Annotated in this window: 20 protein-coding genes and 1 other annotated feature; of the genes, 10 read left to right on the top strand and 10 right to left on the bottom strand. The window is 44.1% G+C overall.

Annotated features, from left to right (window positions below; translation table 11 throughout):
- Window positions 1-3: 3 nt before the first annotated feature.
- The 3 genes from hisD to L0992_05665 form a co-directional block, all read right to left on the bottom strand.
- Complete coding sequence (gene hisD / locus L0992_05675; protein XGB68177.1) at window positions 4-1305, bottom strand: histidinol dehydrogenase; 1302 nt, start codon at window positions 1303-1305, stop codon at window positions 4-6.
- Window positions 1305-2201 carry an ATP phosphoribosyltransferase gene (gene hisG / locus L0992_05670; GenBank protein XGB68176.1) on the bottom strand — a complete coding sequence of 299 codons (897 nt, stop codon included), beginning with the start codon at window positions 2199-2201 and terminating at the stop codon, window positions 1305-1307. The genes hisD and hisG overlap by 1 nt, the downstream gene beginning before the upstream one ends.
- A gap of 53 nt (window positions 2202-2254) precedes the next feature.
- Window positions 2255-2390, bottom strand: a sequence feature (His leader region).
- A gap of 190 nt (window positions 2391-2580) precedes the next feature.
- Window positions 2581-4173, bottom strand: a complete 1593-nt coding sequence (locus L0992_05665) for a Na+/H+ antiporter NhaC family protein (protein ID XGB68175.1) — start codon at window positions 4171-4173, stop codon at window positions 2581-2583.
- Between the two features lie 654 nt (window positions 4174-4827).
- Between L0992_05665 and L0992_05660 the strand changes: the two genes are divergently transcribed.
- Complete coding sequence (locus L0992_05660; GenBank protein ID XGB68174.1) at window positions 4828-5238, top strand: H-NS histone family protein; 411 nt, start codon at window positions 4828-4830, stop codon at window positions 5236-5238.
- Between the two features lie 215 nt (window positions 5239-5453).
- Here the strand turns inward: L0992_05660 and L0992_05655 are convergent, their stop codons facing one another.
- Window positions 5454-6758, bottom strand: a complete 1305-nt coding sequence (locus L0992_05655) for an inosine/guanosine kinase (GenBank protein XGB68173.1) — start codon at window positions 6756-6758, stop codon at window positions 5454-5456.
- Between the two features lie 102 nt (window positions 6759-6860).
- The gene (locus L0992_05650) at window positions 6861-7130 is read right to left on the bottom strand and encodes a hypothetical protein (protein XGB68172.1); all 270 of its coding nucleotides are present in this window, start codon (window positions 7128-7130) and stop codon (window positions 6861-6863) included.
- A gap of 204 nt (window positions 7131-7334) precedes the next feature.
- Here L0992_05650 and mnmA point away from each other — a divergent pair, with 204 nt between their 5' ends.
- The 3 genes from mnmA (at window position 7335) to purB (ending at window position 10646) form a co-directional block, all read left to right on the top strand.
- Window positions 7335-8471, top strand: a complete 1137-nt coding sequence (gene mnmA, locus L0992_05645; GenBank protein XGB68171.1) for a tRNA 2-thiouridine(34) synthase MnmA — start codon at window positions 7335-7337, stop codon at window positions 8469-8471.
- A gap of 43 nt (window positions 8472-8514) precedes the next feature.
- Window positions 8515-9132, top strand: coding sequence for a high frequency lysogenization protein HflD (gene hflD, locus L0992_05640; GenBank protein XGB68170.1), 618 nt, complete (start codon window positions 8515-8517; stop codon window positions 9130-9132).
- A gap of 143 nt (window positions 9133-9275) precedes the next feature.
- Entirely contained in the window at window positions 9276-10646 is a 1371-nt protein-coding gene (purB, locus tag L0992_05635; GenBank protein XGB68169.1) for an adenylosuccinate lyase, read from the top strand.
- 284 nt (window positions 10647-10930) lie between these two features.
- Here purB and htpX read toward each other — a convergent pair whose 3' ends face one another.
- Complete coding sequence (htpX, locus tag L0992_05630) at window positions 10931-11794, bottom strand: protease HtpX (protein XGB68168.1); 864 nt, start codon at window positions 11792-11794, stop codon at window positions 10931-10933.
- A 275-nt stretch (window positions 11795-12069) separates the two neighbouring features.
- On the opposite strand from htpX, the gene L0992_05625 reads away from it, so the two are divergent.
- On the top strand, window positions 12070-12237 hold the full coding sequence (locus L0992_05625) for a hypothetical protein (GenBank protein ID XGB68167.1): 168 nt from the start codon (window positions 12070-12072) through the stop codon (window positions 12235-12237).
- A gap of 84 nt (window positions 12238-12321) precedes the next feature.
- Here L0992_05625 and bioD read toward each other — a convergent pair whose 3' ends face one another.
- Genes bioD through bioB form a run of 4 tightly spaced genes read right to left on the bottom strand, consistent with a single transcriptional unit; the run spans window position 12322 to window position 16056 of the window.
- The gene (gene bioD / locus L0992_05620; protein XGB68166.1) at window positions 12322-13005 is read right to left on the bottom strand and encodes a dethiobiotin synthase; all 684 of its coding nucleotides are present in this window, start codon (window positions 13003-13005) and stop codon (window positions 12322-12324) included.
- Complete coding sequence (gene bioC / locus L0992_05615) at window positions 13002-13805, bottom strand: malonyl-ACP O-methyltransferase BioC (GenBank protein ID XGB68165.1); 804 nt, start codon at window positions 13803-13805, stop codon at window positions 13002-13004. Before bioC ends, bioD begins: the two co-directional genes overlap by 4 nt.
- Entirely contained in the window at window positions 13806-15017 is a 1212-nt protein-coding gene (gene bioF / locus L0992_05610) for an 8-amino-7-oxononanoate synthase (protein ID XGB68164.1), read from the bottom strand.
- Entirely contained in the window at window positions 15004-16056 is a 1053-nt protein-coding gene (gene bioB / locus L0992_05605; protein XGB68163.1) for a biotin synthase BioB, read from the bottom strand. The genes bioF and bioB overlap by 14 nt, the downstream gene beginning before the upstream one ends.
- Window positions 16057-16217: 161 nt before the next feature.
- On the opposite strand from bioB, the gene bioA reads away from it, so the two are divergent.
- From bioA to L0992_05580, 5 genes are all read left to right on the top strand, one after another.
- Window positions 16218-17501 carry an adenosylmethionine--8-amino-7-oxononanoate transaminase gene (gene bioA / locus L0992_05600; GenBank protein ID XGB68162.1) on the top strand — a complete coding sequence of 428 codons (1284 nt, stop codon included), beginning with the start codon at window positions 16218-16220 and terminating at the stop codon, window positions 17499-17501.
- A gap of 224 nt (window positions 17502-17725) precedes the next feature.
- Window positions 17726-20743, top strand: a complete 3018-nt coding sequence (locus L0992_05595) for a transporter substrate-binding domain-containing protein (protein XGB68161.1) — start codon at window positions 17726-17728, stop codon at window positions 20741-20743.
- Window positions 20731-21309: a response regulator gene (locus L0992_05590; GenBank protein ID XGB68160.1), complete on the top strand. Its 579-nt coding sequence runs from the start codon at window positions 20731-20733 to the stop codon at window positions 21307-21309. The genes L0992_05595 and L0992_05590 overlap by 13 nt, the downstream gene beginning before the upstream one ends.
- Entirely contained in the window at window positions 21306-22457 is a 1152-nt protein-coding gene (locus L0992_05585) for an EAL domain-containing protein (GenBank protein ID XGB68159.1), read from the top strand. The genes L0992_05590 and L0992_05585 overlap by 4 nt, the downstream gene beginning before the upstream one ends.
- Before the next feature lie 2 nt (window positions 22458-22459).
- Complete coding sequence (locus L0992_05580; protein XGB68158.1) at window positions 22460-24106, top strand: response regulator; 1647 nt, start codon at window positions 22460-22462, stop codon at window positions 24104-24106.
- Window positions 24107-24188 lie beyond the last annotated feature (82 nt).

Raw genomic sequence — 24188 nt, 5'->3', positions numbered from 1 at the left:
CCCTTATTTCGCTTTATTTAACTTTTCAACTCGGATAGTCACAGCGCGTTTGTGTGCATCCAAGCCTTCGGCTTCCGCCATTGTGACTACAGTTGGCGCTAGGCCTTTCAAACCATCGGCTGTTAGCTCTTGTACCGTCATACGCTTAGAGAAATCAGCCAAACCTAGGCTTGAGTATGTCTTCGTGTAACCGTAAGTCGGTAATACGTGGTTTGTACCAGACGCATAATCACCCGCAGATTCTGGAGACCAGTCACCAAGGAAGATTGAGCCTGCATTGTCTAACAATGGCAGCAGTTCGCGTGGATTCTTGGTTTGAACAATCAAGTGCTCAGGGCCATAGAAGTTCGAAATCGCAATCGCTTGAGTGATGGATTCAGCAATGATAATTAAGCTTGAAGCCAATGCTTGCTGAGCGATGTTCACACGAGACAACTCTTTCAGTTGTTTCTGAACCGCTTCTGTTACTTGGTCAGCAATCACTGGAGATGGTGTTACCAATACCACTTGAGAGTCAGGGCCGTGTTCAGCTTGGCTCAATAAATCCGCTGCGATAAAGTCAGCATCAGCCGTTTCATCAGCAATCACCAACACTTCAGATGGGCCAGCAGGCATATCGATCGCCGCACCGCGGAAGTCATTGCTCACTTGGCGCTTCGCTTCCGTTACGTAGGCATTACCTGGGCCGAAGATCTTATCGACTTTAGCAACACTCTCGGTACCGTAAGCCATTGCTGCAACCGCTTGACCACCACCAACGTTGTAAACTTCATCGATTTTACAAAGCTTAGCGACATACAAGATTTCATCAGCGATTGGCGGAGGTGAACAAAGCACCACCTTACGACAACCTGCAATTTGAGCTGGTACACCTAACATAAGAACCGTTGACGGAAGTGGCGCGCTGCCACCTGGAATATAAAGGCCAACTGTATTAATCGCGCGAGTCACTTGCTCACACACAACGCCCGGTTGTGTCTCAACCTTGATAGGTTGAGGCTTTTGAGCTTCGTGGAACTTAGCAATGTTGCTATAAGCTTGCTCAAGCGCTTGCTTCATTTCTGGTGTTAGACGAGCACACGCCTCTTCGATTTCATTCGAACTGACTCGAATCGATTCAGGAGTCACACAATCAAACTTTTCAGTCAGTTCTTTAAGCGCGGCATCGCCTTCATTTCGTACTTTTGCAATAACATCAGAAACAGTCGCTGTGATGTTTGCACCTTCAGTAATAGCTGGACGCTCTAATACCGAGTCTTGCTGTGATTCACTTAAAGATTGCCAAACAACGGTTCTCATCGTCACTACCCCATCATTTTTTCGATTGGTAATACTAGAATCGAGCTCGCACCCAACTCTTTCAGCTGTTCCATTGTTTCCCAGAACAAGTTCTCTGTACTTACTAGGTGCACAGCAACTTTGTCTTTGTCTGTCGATAGTGGAAGAACCGTTGGATCTTCAGCACCAGGCAGTAGTGCTTTGATTTGCTCTAGTTGAGAGGTTGGCGCGTGAAGCATGATGTACTTCGACTCTTTCGCTTGTTGAACACCCTGCATACGAGTCAGTAGTTTTTCAATCAGTGCGGTTTTGTCTGCGTCGAAATCACCAACACGTTGAATCAGTGTCGCTTTCGATTGGAAGATAGCTTCTGCTTCTTTTAGGCCATTCGCTTCTAGCGTTGCACCTGTAGAAACTAAATCAGCGATAGCATCTGCAAGGCCAGCGCGAGGCGCTACTTCAACTGAGCCTGTTAGCATACAAGTGCTGAATTCAACACCCTGCTCGTCCATGTAGGCTTTAAGTAGTTGTGGGTAGGTTGTCGCAATACGTTTGCCCGCTAAGTCTTGTGGGCCGTTGTATTCTTCGTCTTTGTTGATAGCGATAGAAAGGCGGCAACCACCGAAGTCTAAACGACGTAGTGTACGGAACTCTGAAGGCTCTTTAAGAGCAACACGGTCTAGACGAACTTCTTCTAGCTCATTTTCACCGATGAAACCAAGGTCAACTACACCGTCCATGATAAGACCTGGGATGTCGTCATCACGAACGAGTAACAAGTCGATTGGCATATTTAGTGAGTGAACCACTAGGCGCTCACCCATGATGTTAAATTTAACACCACATTTTTTAAGTAGGTCTTGGCACTCTTTACTTAAGCGACCTTTCTTTTGAATTGCGATTCTTAGGCGTTGTGTCTGCATTGCTGTATCCCTGTGCAAATATTTGAATTTATTGATTATTTAAAAGCGCTAAAACTAAAAAACCCTCGGAGACTTTGTCATCCCGAGGGTTTAAATCTAAATTCTTTTGACTTAACCTCCGGGAGTAATCTTGCTCCCGGGTATACGTAAATCTCCCCGAAAGACTAGATAGGGTGATGATGGTGATGAATGTTCATTACTAATTTACGCATACTTATCAGCTCTTAGGTTGTTTGCTGTCTTGTCTCCACACTAACTAAGCTGACATCCTTTTTCAACCATTTATTCGAACTTTTTTCACGAAACTTAAAATTAAATTAACAGGCACAAAAAAGGGAGGCAAACGCCTCCCTGATAGTTTACTGATTAACTTTCAGTTTTAGCTTTTGCACGTCGCCATTTTGCAGCGAGAGAAGTAAGCCAATGCAAAACATACAGCAACAAACGTTAGAGACGCTGCGCCAAATGCGATGCCAATTGAAGATGTCATACCTAGAGTGATGAAACCAATGCACGATACGAAGGCTACAGACAACGCGTATGGAAGCTGAGTCGATACGTGGTCGATGTGGTTACAACGAGCACCAGTAGAAGACAGAATCGTCGTATCTGAGATAGGAGAACAGTGGTCACCAAATACTGCACCCGCTAGAACCGCACTTAGCATAGGAAGAATCAGTGCGATATCCGATGCTGCAGCCATATCACCGGCGATTGGTAGCATGATGCCGAATGTACCCCAAGATGTACCTGTAGAGAACGCCATAACGCCCGCTAGAAGGAACAACATAACCGGTAGCCAGTGGTAATCAATGCTGCCTGTTACTAGAGATGATAGGTAAGAACCCGTTTTCATGTCGCCGATTACAGAACCGATAGTCCATGCGAACACAAGAATCAGAATCGCGCCAAACATAGAGCTAGCACCGATCCACATTGTTCTTGCGATATCAGCCATAGATAGCTTTTGCTTGAATACTGTCGCTAATGCTACTAGTAAGCCGATAACACCACCGTAAACAAGAGACTTACCTACATCGGTGTTTTCGAATGCGCCTAGAAGGTTGAATGCTTGGCCATCAGCAGCTAGCGCTTGGCCACCCGTGTAAAGCATTGCAGCCACTGTCGCTACAATTAGCGATACGATTGGCATAACAAGATCAGAAACTGAACCGTTTTCGCTCTCTTCGATATCTAGCTCTTCGTTTAGATCGTGCGCTTGCTTTTGATCGTTGTCACCTTCAAAGCCACGGCCTTGAGATGCTTCGATTTCATGCTCACGCATCTTACCAACATCTAGACCGAACCATGCCACTGCGAACACCATTAGTAGTGCAAACACAGCGTAGAAGTTCATTGGAATAAGACGAACGTAAGCACCCAGTGCTGAATATTCAGTTACACCATGTGTTACTAAAATGCCACCAATAATAGTAATGATGTAAGCACCCCAGCTAGAAGCCGGCATGATCACACACATTGGAGCAGCAGTAGAATCTAGAATATAAGCAAGCTTAGCGCGAGATACGTAGAAACGGTCTGTTACAGGGCGAGAGATAGCACCTACCGCTAAGCTGTTGAAGTAGTCATCAACAAAGATGAATACACCTAGGAAAGCGGCAAGTAGTTTTGAACCACGTTTGCTCTTAACGCGAGACTGAGCCCACTCAGCGAATGCACGAGTACCGCCAGACAGTGTTAATAGTGCAGTTGTCATTCCAAGAATAATTAGGAATGCGATGATGCTCATGTTCCAAGTGTTGATGCCACCATCTTCGATGAAAACACCAGATGCTTTAGTAAACACGTAGCTCGCTGCATTACCTACTGAATAGTCAGCAAGTAAGATAGCACCCATGATGATACCGACACCCAAAGAAACCAATACACGGCGGGTAACAATAGCAAGACTTAAAGCCACAAGGGGCGGAAGCAAAGATAAAGGCGATGTTGCAAAATCTATTAAATTCATGATCTTCAAAAACCAGTTTTTTATTTGGCTAGAGATCTACTGCAGACAAACTTGATACGGCTGTTCAAGTTCATGTTGAACTAAGCGAAAGGGAAGTGAACACTTCACCCAACCCTACAGTAGCGCTCCATAGTTTAAAATTAAGACTATGGCAGTGTTGTACCTATTGAGCACAACCCCAGCAAATTGCTTAGATATACAATTTACTTCGGCAATTACACCTTTCATTCCCGCTCATTGGCATCACCCCAACGGAAGTTACTTTTTATAATTGCACCTCTACGTGCGATAACATTATTAACCGTGTAAACCAGAGTTTAACAACAAATTAACCAAAGCATCGCATCAGGTAGCCGCAATTGTACTCATCAAGAGCAACAATGCAACATATCATTCCGAGAAAAATAGCTTTTTGTTAATGAACTAATCAATAGAAGAATAGTCTACACAAGTTAATTACTCCACCAGTCACATATCAGTTTTTTAGATAATCTTAATAATTATTATAAATTCGATAGAAATGTGCCTTTGAAATTTCAACTATTCATCTCACTTTTATATTTAAATATGTAATAGAAGAAATACTATTTGTTTTATTCCTAAGCTCTGTTTATTATTAGGATGATTATTTAGTTTACCTTGATGGAAAATATCATGTCTGAATTAACAAAAACTCTATTAAATATCCGTAGCCTTCGCGCATTCTCACGTGAATTAACTCTTGAGCAACTAGAAGAAGCGCTAGACAAGCTAACTATTGTTGTACAAGAGCGTCAAGAGTCTGAAGCTGAAGAACGTGCAGCTAAAGCAGAACAAGAAGCTAAGCTTTCTGCTATCGCTGAACAAATTGCAAAAGACGGAATTGATGTTGCAGATCTTATTGCAGCTCTTTCTGGCGAAGCAAAATCTAAAACAACTAAAGCTAAACGCGCTCCTCGCCCAGCGAAATACAAATATGTAGACGCAAACGGCGACGAAAAAACTTGGACAGGTCAAGGCCGTACGCCTTCAGCTATCCAAGAACAGCTAGATGCTGGTAAATCTCTAGAAGAGTTTGCTATCTAAGTTAAGCGTTCAGTTTACTGAGTGGGTAATCAATTACACACTTAGCAATAGAATTAATATTTAAGTCGACCAAAGTATTATTTACGGCTTCAATATATTCAGAAACAAAAAAGGCTCCTTTCGGAGCCTTTTTTATATTTTGTTACCCTTTAATGTTCTTTATAAACATAGGTGCGCATTTGATAAACTCATACGCATCGGATAAACAAAGTGTCTTATCTTTCCCAGTACGCTTCTTCTAGGCTATCTTCTCTTTCAGGAAGACCACGAGATAAACGTGGAGAGTGTTGAACTAACACTTCATAGCTAGCACGGTTTGAATATTTACAAACTTGTGAGAATGAAGAATAGGTCAAAAATGAATGTTGGTGCTTACTTGAGTTTGGCACGTTTTCTTTGTGGTACTTATTCGCAGCCATATCATGTAATAAAGCCGATAAAGCAGCATCACCTGCACCATTCGTATTTTTGATTTTTTCTGGACCACCCATGTATGGCGCAATATGCGAATACACTTTAGTAGGGTTTTCACATAACTCTTTATGTGCAGGACGGCTAAATTCGAAACGGTTAAATTCAGCAATTGAACCTGGAAGTAGAGGCAGTGATGTTTCACGCTTCGCTGCGTCTTCCGTGTAACCCGCCATGAATAGGCCAACAGGGCCAGCAGTACATAGAACAAGGTCTACCCACTCTAGCGCTTTATCTGATGCAGCCAGCGGATCGCTTTCACCGGTTAGGGCTTCCGCTTCGTCTTCGTTCATTGCAACAACCGTTACGTGCTGCTCTAAGAAGTCTTTCCAGAACTCTGGATCGTCTTGAATAACGAACTTAGTACCTAGTGTTAAAACAACTGGCACATCATATTTCTTCGCGTATTCGATCGCTTTCATTGTTGCTTCAGGCATAGGATCGCCTGGCTTACAACGAACTAAATAAGCGGTTAATACTAAAGCAGAAGCACTTTTGAAGATCTTTTCAGGAATGCTTTCTGGTTTTAGTTGGTTCATTTGTCCTTCGCTAATTGCGAAAGTACGTTCACCATCTTCTGTAATTAATGCAAAGCAGCGACCAATTGCGCCATCTACCCCTTGTAAATGGTTCAGATCCATTCTGCTTGATGTATTACATAAATAGCGGTAACCATAGCTACCAATCTTAATATCTTGGCTCATTACACCCAATAGTGTTGAACGGTCGTCCGCCAATACTGAATAGTTGTGTAGTGTATTACCAATTGTGCCACCAGCGTATTCATTGGTAATCAGGCACTGTTCTTTTAATTCTTGATATAAAGATTCAGCGGCTTCATCACCAATAACCAGAGAATGTCCCTTACTTAAACCGTACTTCTCAATAAGTTCAGAACTCACTTTCGCTTCAATATCCACCAAAGTTTGGTCAATACCGATAATATGAGTGCGTGACATTCTTTTACTGCTTTGAGCTTGGCTCACTAGAGGATCACGTGCGTGAACCGGAAAGTAGTGCTTTGATTTACGTTGTCCAGGGAATTTCATAGGGCTAGTCTAAGTCAAGGGGAAATAGGTGGCGGATTCTACCGCGCTATATTTAACGCGGCAATCTTTCAAACTATAGCAAACGTTTGCTAGGGTATTTTTTTATTCGCCTTCCATAAAGCTTAAATCAGGCAGCATGCCCAAATGCTCGGCGTAACGCTTTTGATTAAACTCAGCGCCGTTTTTCATAACATCAAATACTTCAATAGCCAATGCACATGCCATTGCAGCAATCGCCTCTTCACGAGGAGTGCCTGTCATCATTAAACGCATTAGCGTCTCTTTTACTTTTACAGGTTCGCCATCTTCAAGCTGATTTTCAATAATCTCAATCAGCTCTTCTTCTTGCATAAATTCATTTTGTTCAGACATTTTTTTATCTCAGGTCTTGGATTTCGAGCGACTATGCCACATATACTTCTGACATCCTAGCGACTCACCTCGCTCTCATGCGATTCTCTAACAAAGTCAGCGCACTATTTGTGCAAATGAAACTGTGATTCCGGTCTCGGATCTGTCACGGCGTTTCTCTTTCTGTTAGAATCTGCGACCAAGTAATAGTAACGGTGTTTAGACATGTCAGATATCAGCTCTGGAAACAGCGAAAAGAAAGTAATTGTCGGTATGTCCGGCGGTGTAGATTCGTCAGTATCGGCGTATCTTCTTCAGCAACAAGGCTATCAGGTAGAAGGCCTTTTCATGAAAAACTGGGAAGAAGACGATAATGAAGAATACTGCACGGCAGCTGAAGATCTTGCTGATGCTCAAGCGGTATGTGACAAACTAGGTATCCACCTTCACACCATTAACTTTGCTGCAGAATACTGGGACAACGTCTTTGAATACTTCCTTGAAGAATACAAAGCAGGCCGTACGCCTAACCCAGATATCCTTTGTAACAAAGAAATCAAATTCAAAGCATTCTTAGAGTTTGCGGATGAAGTACTAGACGCAGACTACATCGCAATGGGTCACTACGTTCGTCGTACTTTCCCAACTCAAGAAGAGCTAGATGCTGGCGTTAAACCAGAAATGCTACGTGGTCTAGACAGCAACAAAGACCAGAGCTATTTCCTATACACGTTAAGCTCAGATCAAGTAGCACGCAGCCTGTTCCCTGTTGGTGAACTAGAGAAGCCTGAAGTGCGACGTATTGCTGAAGAGCAAGACTTGATCACCGCGAAGAAAAAAGACTCTACAGGTATCTGCTTTATCGGTGAGCGAAAATTCACTGAATTCCTAGGCAAATACCTACCAGCACAACCAGGTAACATCGAAACGCCAGAAGGCCAAGTAATTGGTCAACACCAAGGCTTGATGTACCACACACTAGGTCAACGTAAAGGCCTACATATCGGCGGCACCAAAGGCGGCGGCGGTAATGAAGAACCATGGTTTGTTGGTGAAAAAGACCTTAAGCGTAATGTACTTATCGCAGTACAAGGTAAAGACCACCCTCTTCTGAAATCAGAAGGTTTGATCGCATCTCAACTTCATTGGGTAAATCGCACACCAATTACTGAAGTTATGACATGCACGGTAAAAACACGTTACCGTCAAACAGATATTCCTTGTACAATCATCCCAATTGATGATGAGAACATTAAGGTTATTTTTGATGAGCCACAAATTGCCGTGACCCCAGGTCAATCTGCAGTGTTCTACCAAGGCGAAGTATGTCTTGGTGGTGGTATCATCGAAAAGCGCATCTAATCAATCAAACGACAAACGATAGAAGACAACTAGGAGTTACTACGTGGCTAATACACTTTATGACCGTACTATTGCTTTCGCCGGAATTTGCCAAGCTGTGGCTTTGGTTCAACAAGTAGCGAAAGACGGCCATTGTGATAAAGATGCCTTCGAAGCTTCACTCAGTGCCATTTTAAATACCAACCCTGCGAATACCGTGGGCGTATTTGGACGTGAAGCGAACCTAAAGCTTGGCCTTGAGTGCTTAGTAAAAGGTATCGATAGTACTCCAGCAGGTAGCGATATCACGCGTTACATCATCAGCTTGATGGCGCTTGAGCGTAAGCTGTCTTCTCGCAACGACTCTATGTCTCAGCTTGGTGATCGCATTCAAACTGCAGAGCGCCAAACTGAACACTTTGATCTGTTTGACGAGCAAATGATCAGCAACCTTGCGAGTATCTACCTTGATGTTGTCAGCCCTATCGGCCCACGCATTCAGGTTTCTGGCACTCCGTCTGTACTTCAACAGACATCGAGCCAACATAAGGTTCGCGCACTGCTTCTATCAGGGATTCGAAGCGCTGTGTTATGGCGTCAAGTTGGCGGCAAGCGTCGCCACCTTATCTTCGGTCGTAAGAAGATGATCGAGCAGGCTCAAATCCTACTAGCTCGAATGTAATTTATTAGCTCGCGCCTCGTCGCGAGCTTGTTTTTTGTATCAACACAACTCTCACGCAAACGTTTGCGCAATATGCGTGACAATTGAGATTGTTACTGGTATAAACCTCTCAAAATTTAGAAAACTCAATTCAGGAGAACACCATGGAACTGTCAGCATTGACTGCTGTTTCACCAGTAGACGGCCGTTACGGAAGTAAGACTATTGCATTACGCAGCATCTTTAGTGAGTTTGGTCTACTAAAGTACCGCTCTATCGTTGAAATTCGTTGGTTACAAAAGCTTGCAGCTACTGATGCAATCAAAGAAGTACCAGCGTTCAGTGCAGAAGCTAACCAGTTTCTTGATGAACTAGCCGCTAACTTCAGCGAAGAAGATGCTCTACGTATCAAAGAGATCGAGCGCACTACAAACCACGACGTAAAAGCGGTTGAATACTTCTTAAAAGAGAAAGTTGCTGGCGTTCCTGAGCTTCACGCTGTAAACGAATTCATTCACTTTGCATGTACTTCTGAAGACATCAACAACACGTCTCACGCGCTTATGCTTAAAGAAGCTCGTGACGAAGTTGTTCTTCCAGAGATCCGCAACGTAATCGACGCAATCAAAGCACTAGCGAACGAATACCGCGACATCCCTCTTCTTTCTCGTACACACGGTCAGCCTGCTTCTCCTTCTACTATGGGTAAAGAAATGGCTAACGTTGCGTACCGTATGGAACGTCAATACAAGCAAATCGAAAACGTTGAGATCCTAGCGAAAATCAACGGCGCTGTTGGTAACTACAACGCACACCTTTCTGCATACCCAGAGGTAGATTGGCACCAGTTCTCTGAAGAGTTCATCACTGAATCTCTTGGTGTAACTTGGAACCCGTACACAACTCAAATTGAACCTCACGATTACATCGCTGAGCTATTCGACGCGATTGCTCGTTTCAACACAATCCTTCTAGACTTCGACCGTGACGTTTGGGGCTACATTGCTCTTGGTCACTTCAAGCAGAAGACGATTGCTGGTGAAATCGGCTCATCTACAATGCCGCACAAAGTTAACCCAATTGACTTCGAAAACTCAGAAGGCAACCTTGGTCTAGCTAACGCTGTATTCGGCCACCTAGCGCAAAAACTTCCAGTTTCTCGCTGGCAACGTGACTTAACTGACTCTACGGTTCTTCGTAACCTAGGTGTTGGTGTTGGCTACGCAATCATTGCATACACTTCAACTCTGAAAGGTATTAGCAAGCTAGAAGTTAACCGTGAAGCGCTACTTGCTGAACTAGACAAGAACTGGGAAGTACTAGCAGAACCAGTACAAACAGTAATGCGTCGTTACGGCATCGAGAAGCCATACGAGAAGCTTAAAGAGCTAACTCGTGGTAAGCGTGTAGACGGCGAAGGCATGCGTGCATTCATCGACGGTCTAGAGATTCCTGAAGACGAGAAAGTTCGTCTGAAAGAGATGACTCCAGCGAACTACATCGGTCAAGCAATCGAGCTAACTGACAAGCTGTAATATTCGAATTTCGAATCGCAGAATAGATTAAGGCTTCCCATGTGGAAGCCTTTTTATTGCGCGGAACTAAACCTATCGCCAAAAGAATCGTCAACAGCCTCCCCTCCTCAAATAGATCTACTCATCCCCTACTCATTCAATTTATTCGCCTAGCGACATCAACCTCGTATCTCATGTCTCATGTCTCAACACTTGTTATCTTAAACGCCAAGATCAAAAAAGGCCTCCCGAAGGAAGCCTTTAGATTTATCTTATCGACTAGCGATAGCTAATCGTATTAGACATTACATGTTACGTAGAGACGCAATACGCTTATCTAGCGGTGGGTGGCTCATTAGTAGCTCAGTTAGAGACTTCTTACCGTTGATACCAAACGCCATCATAGAACCTTCTAGCTGTGGCTCGTGGCTCACTTTTAGACGCTCTAGCGCTGCAATCATCTTCTCTTTACCTACCAAGTGCGCAGCACCTGCATCGGCATGGAATTCACGATGACGGCTGTACCACATAGTAATGAAGCTTGCCAAGAAACCAAATACCAATTCCAGCACCATAGACACACCGAAGTACACCATCATGTTGCTGCCACCCTCTTCTTCGTTGTCATTCGACGCAACAATGTTCGCGATGAAACGAGAAAGGAAGATAACGAACGTGTTCACGACACCTTGCATTAGCGTCATTGTCACCATGTCGCCGTTCGCGATGTGGCTAACTTCATGCGCTAATACCGCTTCAGCTTCGTCACGTGTCATGTTGTGCAGAAGGCCTGTTGATACCGCTACCAATGAATCGTCACGCTTAGCGCCTGTTGCGAATGCGTTGATGTCTGGCGAATCGTAGATCGCCACTGTTGGCATACCAATACCAACTTGTTGAGCTTGACGGCTTACCGTCTCCATCAACCAATGTTCTGTTTCATTACGAGGGCTCTCAATGACCATGCCGCCAACTGAGCGTAGCGCCATTTTCTTTGACATCATTAATGAAATGAATGAGCCGCCAAAACCAAATACCGCAGCCATTAACAGCAAGCCTGAAAGGCTTCCTGGTTGCATACCTGTAACTGCGTATACAATATTAAGAACAACACTTAGTACCAATACAACCGCAAGGTTGGTTGCAAGGAACAACATTACTCGCTTCATTACTTATCTCCGCATGAAAGCTGTTTTTATAAAACTTATTGTTATAGACAAGGCAGACAGCAATTTATTCCAACCTTGAGACTTATACTTACTTATACATATAGTCTTAGATTAAGAAAACAAGGTTAAGCATTAAATTGCAACATTTGATTACGGGAGTGGTTCATTTCTCAATCGTCCATTAGACCTAAGTAGTATGGTTAACCACCAACGATCCGTTTAGAGTGTCAGTCAATTACTGTATTGGCTAGTTCATGGAACAAAAGGAAAGGATCATGGTTGAAGGTACTAACACTCAAATGGCTATCGATTTACTGTGCTGTCACCTAGGGGTTACTGAAGAAGAAGCAAAGAAACAGATCGGTATTCTTACGCCACAAGCAGCGCAAACCAATATAACAGAGACACAACAAGCTCTAATGGGACTTACAAAAGAACACTAATCCCAAGCTTAACTCTACACAGGCTTAAAATAGCAAAAGGGCTACAATCGCAGCCCTTTTCTTGTTTCACGTATAGCTTGAGAATTAAAGCTCAAGCAATGGCTGTACATTAATGTACTTGCCAATATTCTTAGACTTCGCTTTTGGTACGTAAGGGATCTCACCTAACTTTGGCGCACCTAGCTTATCTTCGAGCATCGCAATAATATCAGCATAGTGCTCAGTGCCCGGATTAATGCGGTTTGCTACCCAACCAACTAAGTTTAGTCCGTCAGCACGAATCGCTTCTGCGGTTAACAGAGCATGGCTCAAACAACCCAGCTTAATACCAACGGTCAATACAACTGGAAGCTGCTCTTTTTTAACCCAGCTAGACAAGTATTCGTCATCTGAAACCGGTACACGCCAGCCACCCGCACCTTCAACGAGAACGATGTCAGAGTTTTGCTTATGCTGGTCTAGTTTCGCCGATAATACCGCTTCATCAATCACGACACCGTCATGCTTAGCTGCGATGTGAGGTGATGACGGTAGTAGCAACGCGTACGGGTTCACGTCTTCGTAAGCAATGTCTTGTGTCGCCGCATCTTGAAGATGTAATGCATCACTGTTACGTAACCCTTCTGGGTATTGTTCACACCCTGCAGCAACTGGCTTGTAACCAATTGTTGATAAATCTTGTGCGGTCAAAGCTTGAAGAATCGCTTTTGAAACCACAGTTTTTCCCACTTCGGTATCCGTACCTGCAATGAATAATGCATCAATCATAATTGAATAACCCCTAAACAAACTTGATATGTTGCTGGTAAGAAACCTTGATGGTTTTTAAACTCTCGATATTCCCGTTCAACAAGCTGCAACATACGGCGGCTTGTTAAACCTTGTGAGCGACCACTTACGTGATTAGCGCCGATGCCTTTAAGGTCGCGCATCAGTTCAAACGCAGTGTCGTACCAAACGGTGATGGTGGGCAAGTCTAGTTGATGAGCAGTACAGCTAGATTGCGCTAACGCAATTTTTACCTGATTGATTGTAATAAAATGGTTAACGTGTTGATGTGCGTCAATTTTGGACCATGACTTTTCCAGTTCAAACAGTGACCCATCAAGCAAAGTTGAGAAAATCACACGTCCACCAGCCGCTGTAACGCGCTTCATCTCTTTCAAAGGCGACGATAAATCATCACACCATTGCAATGCTAAGCTCGAAAAAACGATGTCGAAACATCCATCCTCAAACGGCAATTGCTCTGCGTCAGCTTGTTGATATAAAGAGACTGATGAGCCGCAGCGTTGTTCTGCCGCTTTTAACATTCCAACAGACAGGTCAGCACACACTACCTCAGCACCACGCTTCACTATCTGCTCGGAGAAATATCCCGTACCACAACCTAAATCGAGTACCTTTAAACCGGAGAGGTCGCTAGGTAACTTATCCAGTAATCGGTGGCCGACATCGCGCTGAAACTCAGCGTGTTTATCATAGGTTACTGCTGCTTTGCCGAAGGCTTCGGCAATCGCATTCTTATCTTGGCCTACGTAATTATGCACGACTGCTTCTTGTGACATTTACTGAGCCTCATTATTTATTTCGATGTGAGTGTCGCTATTGGATTCAAAACTTGATTCAAGATTTGTTTCCACTGCTTGACGTAAAGAACCAGTTAATTGAAGGATCTGCTTTTGAGTGTGATTGGCGGTTAATGTAATACGCAGACGAGCCGTCCCGGTCGGAACCGTGGGTGGCCTAATTGCAGTGACCCAAACTTGGTTGCGCTTTAATTCTTCTGCAACGGAAAACGCAGCCTGAGCTTCACCGATCACAAACGGCTTAATCGGAGTCTGAGTATCAATAAAACCGTGCAAACCGTTCATCTGCTCTGCGTAGAGAGTCCCTAACTCAGTTAGCTTCTCGCGACGCCACTCTTGCGTTTGAATCATCTGACACGCATGAGACAAAGCCACCGCTTGTGAAGGTGGCATTGCCGTTGAATACACATGATGACGAGCGAATTGAGTTAAGTAATCACCCACCTCTGACGAACACAAAATCGCGGCACCAGAGAGGCCGAATGCTTTACCAAAGGTCACCACCAAGATATCAGGCGTTATTTGAGCTTCATTGCAGCTCCCTGCCCCTTTATCACCTAATACGCCAATCCCGTGGGCATCATCAACCGCAAGCCAACTGTCGTATTGATTGGTCAGGTTAGATATTTGATTAAGGGGAGCCTGGTCGCCATCCATGCTGAACACGCCTTCCGTCACAACCAAGGATTGTGGAGAACGGCGCAGCAGCGACTCTAGATGTTGCGCGTCGTTATGCTTAAAGCGTTTCATTGTTGCAGGAGAAAGCATCCCCGCTTCCATCAAAGAGGAGTGGTTAAGTTTGTCTTGCAGCAATGAATCGTCTTTCTCAAGCAGAGAAAACAACAAGGCTTGATTAGCACTGAAACCAGAGCTAAAGAGAATGGCACGTTCGAAGCCAAGCCATTCACACAGCTGAGCCTCTAAATTTCGATGAGCAGGACTAAAGCCTGTAACCAATGGCGATGCCGCACTTCCAGTACCATATTGGGAAAGCCCTGTTTGCCATGCATCGACCAGTTCAGGATCGTTCGCCAGACCTAAATAATCATTACTCGAAAAATTGATGAAACTAGAACCTTCGCTATTCAGCAAAGGTCCATTGCTGTTTTCGAGCACCTTGAGTTGACGAGTCAACCCTTGCTCATGGCGATGAACAAGGGCTTCTTTAATGCGAGCTTTAAACCGTGGCATCGTAGAACATGTCATCTTTAGTTGGACGAGCCGCAACGCGCTCCACCACTTGATCTAACAGTTCGTTTTCTTGAATTTCGTCTGGCTTTTGAGCCACTTCTTGACTATTGATACCCAGCTTCTTAAACAGCTGCATATCCGTGTCTTCATCAGGGTTTGGCGTCGTCAGTAGCTTACAACCGTAGAAGATAGAGTTCGCACCCGCCATGAAACACATCGCTTGCATCTGTTCGTTCATGTTCTCACGGCCTGCAGATAAGCGAACTGCAGACATAGGCATCATAATACGAGCAATCGCAATCAGCTTGATGAAGTCGAAAGACTCAACATCATCGACGTTTTCCATCGGTGTGCCTTTCACTTTTACTAGCATGTTGATTGGCACACTTTCTGGGTGTACTGGAAGGTTCGCAAGCTCTACAAGAAGGCCTGCGCGGTCATTGGTGCTTTCGCCCATACCGATGATGCCACCAGAACAAATCTTCATTCCGGCATCACGCACGTGAGACAACGTGTCTAAACGATCTTGGTAAGTACGAGTGGTAATAATACTGCCGTAGAACTCTGGAGACGTATCAAGGTTATGGTTGTAGTAGTCCAAACCTGCGTCGGCTAATTCACCCGCTTGATCCGGCGTTAACATACCCAGTGTCATACAGGTTTCTAGACCCATGCCTTTCACACCTTTGATCATGTCAGTTAGGTGAGGCATATCGCGTTCTTTCGGGTTTTTCCATGCAGCGCCCATACAGAAGCGAGTTGAGCCCGCATTCTTGGCTTTTTGCGCCGCATCCAAAACACGCTCAACTTCCATTAAGCGTTCTTTATCGACATCCGTTCGGTAGTGAGCACTTTGAGGGCAGTACTTACAATCTTCAGGGCAAGCACCTGTCTTTATCGATAAAAGCGTACTCACCTGCACGTGGTTGTGCTCTTGGTACTGTCTATGAACGACTTGAGCTTCAAACATTAAATCCATAAACGGTTTTTCAAGCAGCGCTGTTACTTCAGCAACTGTCCAGTCATGACGAACTTCCACGTGTCGATCCTTTTTTTATTTTTTTGATGTTACAACTCTGTGTCTAGAGTTTGCATTTATGCTTGGCTAGTCTACCGACAAGCTTTAGACTGTCAACACATTGATAATATCAAAAGTTTACATCTGGTTATTTTTTGATCACAGCAAGAATGGAAGTTACTATGGATCTCGCCTTTGATCGCCAGCATATCTGGCATCCCTACACATCAACGTTAACACCTCTGACCTGCTACCCAGTCACCAATGCAGACGGTGTTTACTTAGAATTAGAAGGCGGAAAACGAATTATTGATGGCATGTCGTCTTGGTGGTCAACCATTCACGGCTACAATCATCCAGATCTGAATGCCGCTGCTCATAGCCAAATAGATAAGGTTTCACACGTTATGTTTGGTGGTATCACCCACCAGCCTGCCATCGATTTATGTAAGAAGCTTCTCAACCTAGCACCAAGTAGTCTTGAACATGTATTCTTGGCCGATTCAGGCTCAGTTGCCGTAGAAGTGAGTCTTAAAATGGCGCTTCAATACTGGCATGCCAAAGGACAACCTCGTTCGAAGTTCCTCACACTCAGAGATGGCTATCACGGTGATACCTTTGCAGCGATGTCAGTGACCGACCCTGACAACTCGATGCACAGCCTCTACAAAGGCTTTTTGCCTGAACACATTTTTGCCGATTCACCGAAAACAGGTTTTTGGGAACAATGGGACGCTAACGACATAAACAGCTTCCGTGAAAAGCTAGCAACACATCATCAAGAAGTCGCAGCCGTGATCCTAGAGCCAATCGTTCAAGGCGCTGGCGGTATGCGTATCTACCACCCTGAATTTCTGAAACAAGTGCGCTTGCTGTGCGATGAATTCAACGTATTGTTGATTTTGGATGAGATTGCGACCGGGTTTGGCCGCACTGGGAAACTGTTCGCGTGTGAGCATGCCGATATTCAACCGGACATTCTATGCTTGGGTAAAGCGCTGACTGGTGGCTACATGACCCTTTCAGCAACACTAGCGAGTAAAGAAGTCGCAGACACGGTATGTGGTGGTGAAGCAGGCTGCTTTATGCACGGACCAACTTTTATGGGTAACCCATTGGCTTGCGCCGTCGGCGCGGCAAGTTTATCCATCATAGAGCAAGGCCATTGGCAAAATCAGACTCAGCAGATAGAACAGCTTTTCTCTGAATTGCTGCCACCTTTGCGAGAGCATGCATTGGTTAAAGACGTTCGCTGGTTGGGCGCGATTGGTGTAGTTGAAACCCATTCACCTGTCGATATGGAAACCATTCAAGCTCACTTTGTTGAACAAGGCGTTTGGATACGCCCATTTGGCAAGTTGATCTATATGATGCCTCCTTTCATTAGCAAACCTGAACATATTGAGCAGCTCATTTCAGCCATTGATAAGGCACTTAGTCGTCCTGATTGTTTCAAAGAGACCTAATTGTTTTAAATAGATCATAATGTATTCAATATAAAAATCACTGATTCAGCCTGTAAAAAACAGGCTGAACTATTAAAATTAAGCCTCTGTTTAAGAAGGGATTTATTAAAAAGATAATCACAATTCTTATTTACCCTCTCGACAAAAATAAATTCAAAAATTGTATTAGCGGCTGAATAAAATGTCGTCATAGAATGCGGGACTTTTCATCGCTCGCTAACTTTATGAAGACCCTGTTTCTCTTATTAATCGCTCTAACTTCACTCTCTTTTTCCAGTACCGCTGAAGAAACCACATTAAGTGCAGCCCAGCATAGCTATATCCAAAATAAACAGAAGCTAGTGATTGCGAAACCTATGTACCTGTTTAATCAAGTTTGGGAAGACTTTGTCGTCAATCGCAATCAAGACACGTGCGATAGCGTCCAAGGTATGCTTAGGGATTACTTAAATGTCGAAGTCGAAGTAAAAGAGTACTTCTCTTCCAGAGCCTTATTATCTGCGATTGCTAGCGGTGAAGCTGACTTAACCATTGGCTTTGCGGAAACACGCAGAAGAGCTGAACAATTTGAGTTTTCAGACAGCTTATATGACATTCAAAATGTGTATTGGTACAGAGATGACGTCGCCAAGAATACGCCGCACGACCAATTAAAATGGGTATGCATTAAAAGTTCACTATTCTGCCAACTGCTCAATCTGCAGGGGGTGTCTGACCCTATGGTTGTGAACAGCACTTCTGAACTTTTACCTGCGATAGCAAATGGCTTTGCCGATGCGACGATCTTAGATCTGACATCAGTACAAAGTTACTACTCCGTCATGACCCCGGGAGAATGGCAAGGTGCACTCTCGTTCAGCCAAGATCTGCCAAAATTTCCCGTTCAGATCATGATGAACCAGAATGACAGCATGATGCACAGCATCATCGAAAAATTCATTCTCGACAAAGAAAATGACATTGCCAATTTGTCTTCAGAACAGTTCTATCATTTTTACGATGATCTCGTGAACCAGATAATCCAAAGCCAATATGGCAAGCGCCCTATTCGCTTTACGGTAACGGAAGGGATCTACCCGTATTCATATTTTGATCCTACTACCCAAGAAGCAGTGGGGTTTATTCATGATGCAATAAAGCTGATTTCGAGAAAACTCGGATTGAAGTTTGAATATGTGCCGCCAGAAGGCAGAAACATTATCGATATGCTCAAGAATGGTGAGGTTGAGTTTTTGCCAGGCTTCGATGTAGAGAACGTAGATTCTACTCAGTTTATCGCTAGCAAACCTTTCATGACATTCGAATGGGCGCTGATTGAAACTAACCGCGAGTTTGAAAATAAAAAGACCGCGATTTTGGATCGAACGGGCTACTTCATTCCAAAGTCGAGTTTAGAAGATCACTTAGCTGATGCTCTGATTTACAAAGACATGGACTCAATCATTACCGCGATGAGCAAGGGTCAGATTACACATGCCTATATCCCAAAAAGTATCGCTAACCTATACATTTTTAATGGTTACGATGCGCTGTTTAACATCGTTCCACAAACAGCCGAAGTTTCACTACAACGTAAGATGGGGGTCATTTTAAATCCGAGTTCGTCGTTCTTACAAAGCGTAATCGACTCAGCTATTTCAGTCACGACACAAAATGAAATTGATCTTCTAACACTGAAGCATCACAACATCGTCGCTCAATACGGATTCAGTGAGGAGCGAATCGTGGCGTATACCTTAGCAATATCAGGAGTGATATTCGCTTTGATTACGTTTGGCTTAATGAAGACTCGTCGACTGTCTCTATCGCTGTCCCGTGCTCAACAGTCTGAACAGCGCAGTTATGATCAGATCCAATGGCTAACGACCTTGCTAGATAACTTACCTAGCTTGATTGCGATTCACGATAAAAGCGGCCAGTTAGTGCTTTCCAACAATGCTTTTGATAAACAAATGGCCCACTGCTTTACACAGCAACACGATGAAAACCCAGAGTTTTGTTGGCTTAGAGATAACGATGAAAAAACAGGGAACAAATTAGGCGTTTGGAGCACCATCAAGTGTGACTGCAGTGGCGGCGAACAGCACTTTCGTGTGATTCGTCAGTGTTTGGCCAACGCATCAGAGAAAGACCCTTACGTAATCACGGTACTTGATGACCTCACAAGATGGGAAAAACAACAACGTGAACTTGAGATCTCTAACAAGAAAGCGCAAGAAGCGATCAAAGCTCGAGATCTATTCTTAGCCATCGTCAGCCATGAATTGCGCACGCCTATCGCGGCCATGATTGGCCTGATGGAGCTGCTCAGTACCAAGATAGAAAACAAAGATGACATGGAGCTTCTTAGTAATGCTCAGTTGTCAGCAGAACGTTTGAAACTGCTGGTCAGTGACATTCTCGACATCTCCAAAATGGAGGCCAATCAGCTTCACTTAGAGTCGAAGACAAGCAATATCTACGACGAGTTGTGCCCGATATTTAGGACATTTGAGAGCAATGCTCGACTCAACAATCTTAACTTCAAATTAGATTGGAAAGTCGACTCGATATCCAGAGCAAGCTTAGATTGGCTGAGAGTCACTCAGATCCTTAATAACCTACTGAACAATGCGATTAAGTTCACCGAGAACGGCTTTGTGTTAGTTACGGTAAAAACATCGAGCGAACAGCTACAGCTTTCTATTACAGATACAGGCTGCGGTATGTCTGACCAACAGATAGCGCGTGCGTTTCAACCTTTCGCACAAGGCGGCCGCAGTATTAGTCGACGCTACGGCGGCACAGGACTGGGAATTACGGTGGTTCAACGACTAGTTAACATGATGGACGGTGACCTCAAGATTGAAAGCAAGTTAGGGCTAGGCACTAAGGTTTCGGTGAACTTACCAATTAAAGGAACAGCGAGCCCAGTTAAAGTGGTTACGCCGATGCACTCTGAAGACAGAGAGATCTTAGCGTGGTTTAAAGCTTGGAAAGTCGATAATCACATGAATGATTACAGTCAGGCTATTGAGCGCTCTACACAGTGGCAGAACCTATATCCAGACCTATTGCTGAGCGATATCACAGCTCAAGGCAAAAGCGTGACTCACGCTCCGGCGTCAGTGTACCACTTTACCGGAACCGTGCTTATCGCCGATGACGACCCAATCAACCGCTTGTTGTTTGCAAAGCAGCTTAAGCGCTTTGGTTTAAAGACGGTCATCGTAAAGACGGCCAAGAAGCGATGGAAGAGTTAGAAAACAGCGAAGCACTCGTCGATATCATCATTACCGATTGCCATATGCCGAACATGGATGGCTATCAATTGACGGAGAAGATTCGTTCACTCGACAAGCTGAAACACTTGCCAATTATTGGCTGTACAGCCGAAGACTCCAAGCTGGTTATTGAGAAGGCTGAACGTGTGGGTATGGATCAAGTGATCTATAAGCCTTACTCGTTTGAAGAGCTCGCATGTGCGATTGAAGAATTACTGCCCCAACAAGCGGTAGAAACAATCCAAACAGACCAATCTTGGGCACAGAATTATAGCCCAGAAGAGCAGCTTCAAATGGCGACTGTTATTTTGGATTCATTCAGCTCAGACAAAGCGATGTTGCTAGAGCCTGATCCAAACATTAAAGCGATAGCACACAGAACCAAAGGGTCGGCGAGCCTACTCAGCTTAGATTCTCTCAATCATGCAGCAAAGGATTGTGAGAAAAATGCAGAAGACCCTATGTATTGTCACAAGTTAATTGAAGAGCTGGACTTAGCGATTGCCTCAGCTCAAGCGGTTATAAACAGGTTAGATTCACTATGAAAATTCTCATCGTTGAGGATTCATTGTTACAAGCAACGCAAATTCAGATCCTACTTAAACGCTACAGCGTGGATGAGGTGTATACCGCTTACAACGGCGAAGATGCGATAGAGCTATGCAAACAACATCGCTTTGATATTGCGTTCTGTGACCTTCAATTGCCACAGATTGATGGTGTGTCGTTACTGGCATCTTCGGAAGCTCAAGGTTCAATACAAACTGTCGTAATCCTGAGTGCGATGGCTGATGCTGCGTTGGATTCAACCAAAAGCATGTGCAAACTCATTGGCTATAACGAAGTCGAAGCGATACCGAAGCCGGTCGATGAAGCGCATATCCAGCGTTTATTGTCATCGTATAAACGAATCCAAACCGCTAAGTCTATTCTGCCGACCGAAGTTAAGTTGGATGAACAACAGACCATTGATGCCTTTGAGAATGAATGGTTCACCAATGCTTATCAGACACAACATAACGTTGAACAATCGACATTGGTTGGTGTTGAGGTGCTTGCTCGCATCATGCATCCAGAATTAGGGTTGCTCACGCCTTTCCATTTCATGGACACATTACGTCAACTTGGGCTAATGGATCGACTTTTCTTCACCGTGCTTGAACTGGCTCTGAAAGATATCTCGTCGATGCGTAAGCCGATCCACTTTGCGATAAATATTGAGCAATCAACGTTGAAGCTTGAGATTGCCGATCAAGTCGCCAACTTATGTGACAAGTACAAAATTGATCCGTCACTGCTGACACTAGAAATTACAGAACACGAGACGATCCTACTGGATGCGCATTGCTATAAGAACATCGCAAAACTCAGCATGTTGGGCGTTGGATTGTCAGTTGATGATTTCGGGACGGGTTATGCGTCTTTGTCTCAGTTGTCGAGCTTGCCGTTTACTGAGCTAAAAGTAGACCGTAGTTTTGTAAATAACATTAGCGAAAACAAAAAGAATCAGATTCTAACGAAAGCTTGCATCAATTTAGCAGAAAACCTTGGCCTTTCTTGTATTGTCGAAGGTGTAGAACAGCAGCAAGACCTTGAATACTTAAAAACAATTGGCATGACCAAATATCAAGGTTTTATTACTTCAAAGCCTGCGAGCTTTTCGGAATTCACGTCAGTAAATAATTTAAAATAAACATGAAATTAACTCAATTAAATGCACTTATCGTTGATGACTCCGCGATAGTGCTATCAACTATTCGCAATATGTTGGTTCATATTGGCTTCTCAGAGCGTTTGATTTCAATTGCTAAGTCTCCTCGTATAGCAATGGCTCTCACAAGCGACACAACCTTTGATGTGATCATTTGCGATTATAATTTTGGCAACACCATCAACGGCAAACAGCTATTTGAAGAATTGAAGCAATCAAAAAGATTAAAAGATGACGGGATATTTATCCTAGTAACAGGCGAGAATTCGGCTTTGTCGATCCGACCTATCTTAGAGCTTCGACCAGATAACTACCTATTAAAGCCGTTCAACCGAGAAACGTTGAAGCAACGTATTACCAGTTCTCTGAAAAAGAAGCTGGTGTTGCAGAATATCTACAAGGCTGAAAGAGAGAACAACTACCAAGCGGGCTTAGAATTTTGCGAAGAGTTAGTCGCATTCCATCCAGAATATTTCGCGACGATTCAACAGTTCCGTGGAAGCTTTCTATCAAAGCTTGAACTCTACGACGAAGCTAAACGTGTTTATGAAAAAGCGCTTGATGAAGGCAGTTTCGATTGGGCTCAAGCTGGGCTAGCGAACAGCCTTGCGAACTTAGGCCAGCTTAATGAAGCACAACGCATGATCGAAAGCTTGATTGATTCAGCGCCCACCAGCACTTTGTATCGAGACCAAGCCGCTCAGGTTAATCTGATCAGCAACAAGATTCCAGCGGCGATTGCACACTTTAAGTTGGCGAGCGAACTCACCCCTGGAAACTCAGAGCGAGAGTTGGCAATCGCAAATCTATGCTTGTCGGTAAATGATTCGAGAACTGCGCTATTGCACTATCAAAACTACGTGCAGATAAACAGAGATACATTCCGCGACAACTTGTACATGAAGTTGAATCATATTCGATTCTTGCTCTATTGCGCGTCTGATTGCATCGATAAGCAAGCGAATTTGGATCAGGTCAATTACCTGATTTCTAAGATCCCGACCGAGGCAAGATCAGGGCTTCAAACCGACTTGGCGCTTATCGCGGCTCACATTGCGATGGAGTCCAAGCAGTATCAAAAGGCGGTGACAATTTTGACCGCACTGCACGACAAGAATGACTTCAACGCATTTCCTGTGATTTATCACCATGCATGGTTGTTGGACAGAATGAGTTGTGAGAACGAATTTAAAGTCGCTGAGAATCGCTGCGGCATGTTGATCATCAAGACAGCAAACGAAACCGTTGTGTCGAGTCAGATGACGATGTGTGCTGAGATGAAAAATCGCAACACAGAAAAAATGACATGGCTTAAAGAGAAAAACATCAGCATTAAACAAGGCCAATCAGATTATAAACTGGTACTCGTAGCTTACTTAGATATTCATAAGCGTTGCCCGATGATCAAAAACGTCTGTATGACCATCGTTAAACTGCTTTCTGTAATTTGGCCAGATTCAATGGGCGCTAAGCAAGTGCTTACTATCATCAAGCAATGTGATGAAGTGATCACCCAGCTTTATACCATTGATGAGCTGACAAAAAACAACTATCAAAACTACTACCGAAAGGCGCTTCTAGCATGTAAGCAAGCAGATGCTGCTGCCAACGCCAGCTTCTCGTTTATGTAGCGATTCTTTGAATTAGCTTCCCTATCGGGCTACCGCATACAAAAAATAACTGCCACATATAAAAAAGGCTTTGCCATTACAG

Source organism: Vibrio pomeroyi (assembly GCA_041879425.1).
In the GTDB taxonomy this organism is placed as follows: Bacteria; Pseudomonadota; Gammaproteobacteria; order Enterobacterales; family Vibrionaceae; genus Vibrio; species Vibrio pomeroyi_A.
This window is presented reverse-complemented; position numbering and strand designations above follow the sequence as displayed.

Coding starts and splice junctions, on each gene's coding strand:
- bioC (XGB68165.1), bottom strand. CDS start 13,805: ATGTCACAAGAAGCAGTCGTGCATAATTACGTAGGCCAAGATAAGAAT.
- L0992_05660 (XGB68174.1), top strand. CDS start 4,828: ATGTCTGAATTAACAAAAACTCTATTAAATATCCGTAGCCTTCGCGCA.
- hisG (XGB68176.1), bottom strand. CDS start 2,201: ATGCAGACACAACGCCTAAGAATCGCAATTCAAAAGAAAGGTCGCTTA.
- L0992_05625 (XGB68167.1), top strand. CDS start 12,070: ATGGTTGAAGGTACTAACACTCAAATGGCTATCGATTTACTGTGCTGT.
- htpX (XGB68168.1), bottom strand. CDS start 11,794: ATGAAGCGAGTAATGTTGTTCCTTGCAACCAACCTTGCGGTTGTATTG.
- bioA (XGB68162.1), top strand. CDS start 16,218: ATGGATCTCGCCTTTGATCGCCAGCATATCTGGCATCCCTACACATCA.
- L0992_05585 (XGB68159.1), top strand. CDS start 21,306: ATGAAAATTCTCATCGTTGAGGATTCATTGTTACAAGCAACGCAAATT.
- L0992_05665 (XGB68175.1), bottom strand. CDS start 4,173: ATGAATTTAATAGATTTTGCAACATCGCCTTTATCTTTGCTTCCGCCC.
- bioF (XGB68164.1), bottom strand. CDS start 15,017: ATGCCACGGTTTAAAGCTCGCATTAAAGAAGCCCTTGTTCATCGCCAT.
- purB (XGB68169.1), top strand. CDS start 9,276: ATGGAACTGTCAGCATTGACTGCTGTTTCACCAGTAGACGGCCGTTAC.
- bioD (XGB68166.1), bottom strand. CDS start 13,005: ATGATTGATGCATTATTCATTGCAGGTACGGATACCGAAGTGGGAAAA.
- L0992_05590 (XGB68160.1), top strand. CDS start 20,731: ATGGAAGAGTTAGAAAACAGCGAAGCACTCGTCGATATCATCATTACC.
- L0992_05595 (XGB68161.1), top strand. CDS start 17,726: ATGAAGACCCTGTTTCTCTTATTAATCGCTCTAACTTCACTCTCTTTT.
- mnmA (XGB68171.1), top strand. CDS start 7,335: ATGTCAGATATCAGCTCTGGAAACAGCGAAAAGAAAGTAATTGTCGGT.
- L0992_05650 (XGB68172.1), bottom strand. CDS start 7,130: ATGTCTGAACAAAATGAATTTATGCAAGAAGAAGAGCTGATTGAGATT.
- L0992_05580 (XGB68158.1), top strand. CDS start 22,460: ATGAAATTAACTCAATTAAATGCACTTATCGTTGATGACTCCGCGATA.
- L0992_05655 (XGB68173.1), bottom strand. CDS start 6,758: ATGAAATTCCCTGGACAACGTAAATCAAAGCACTACTTTCCGGTTCAC.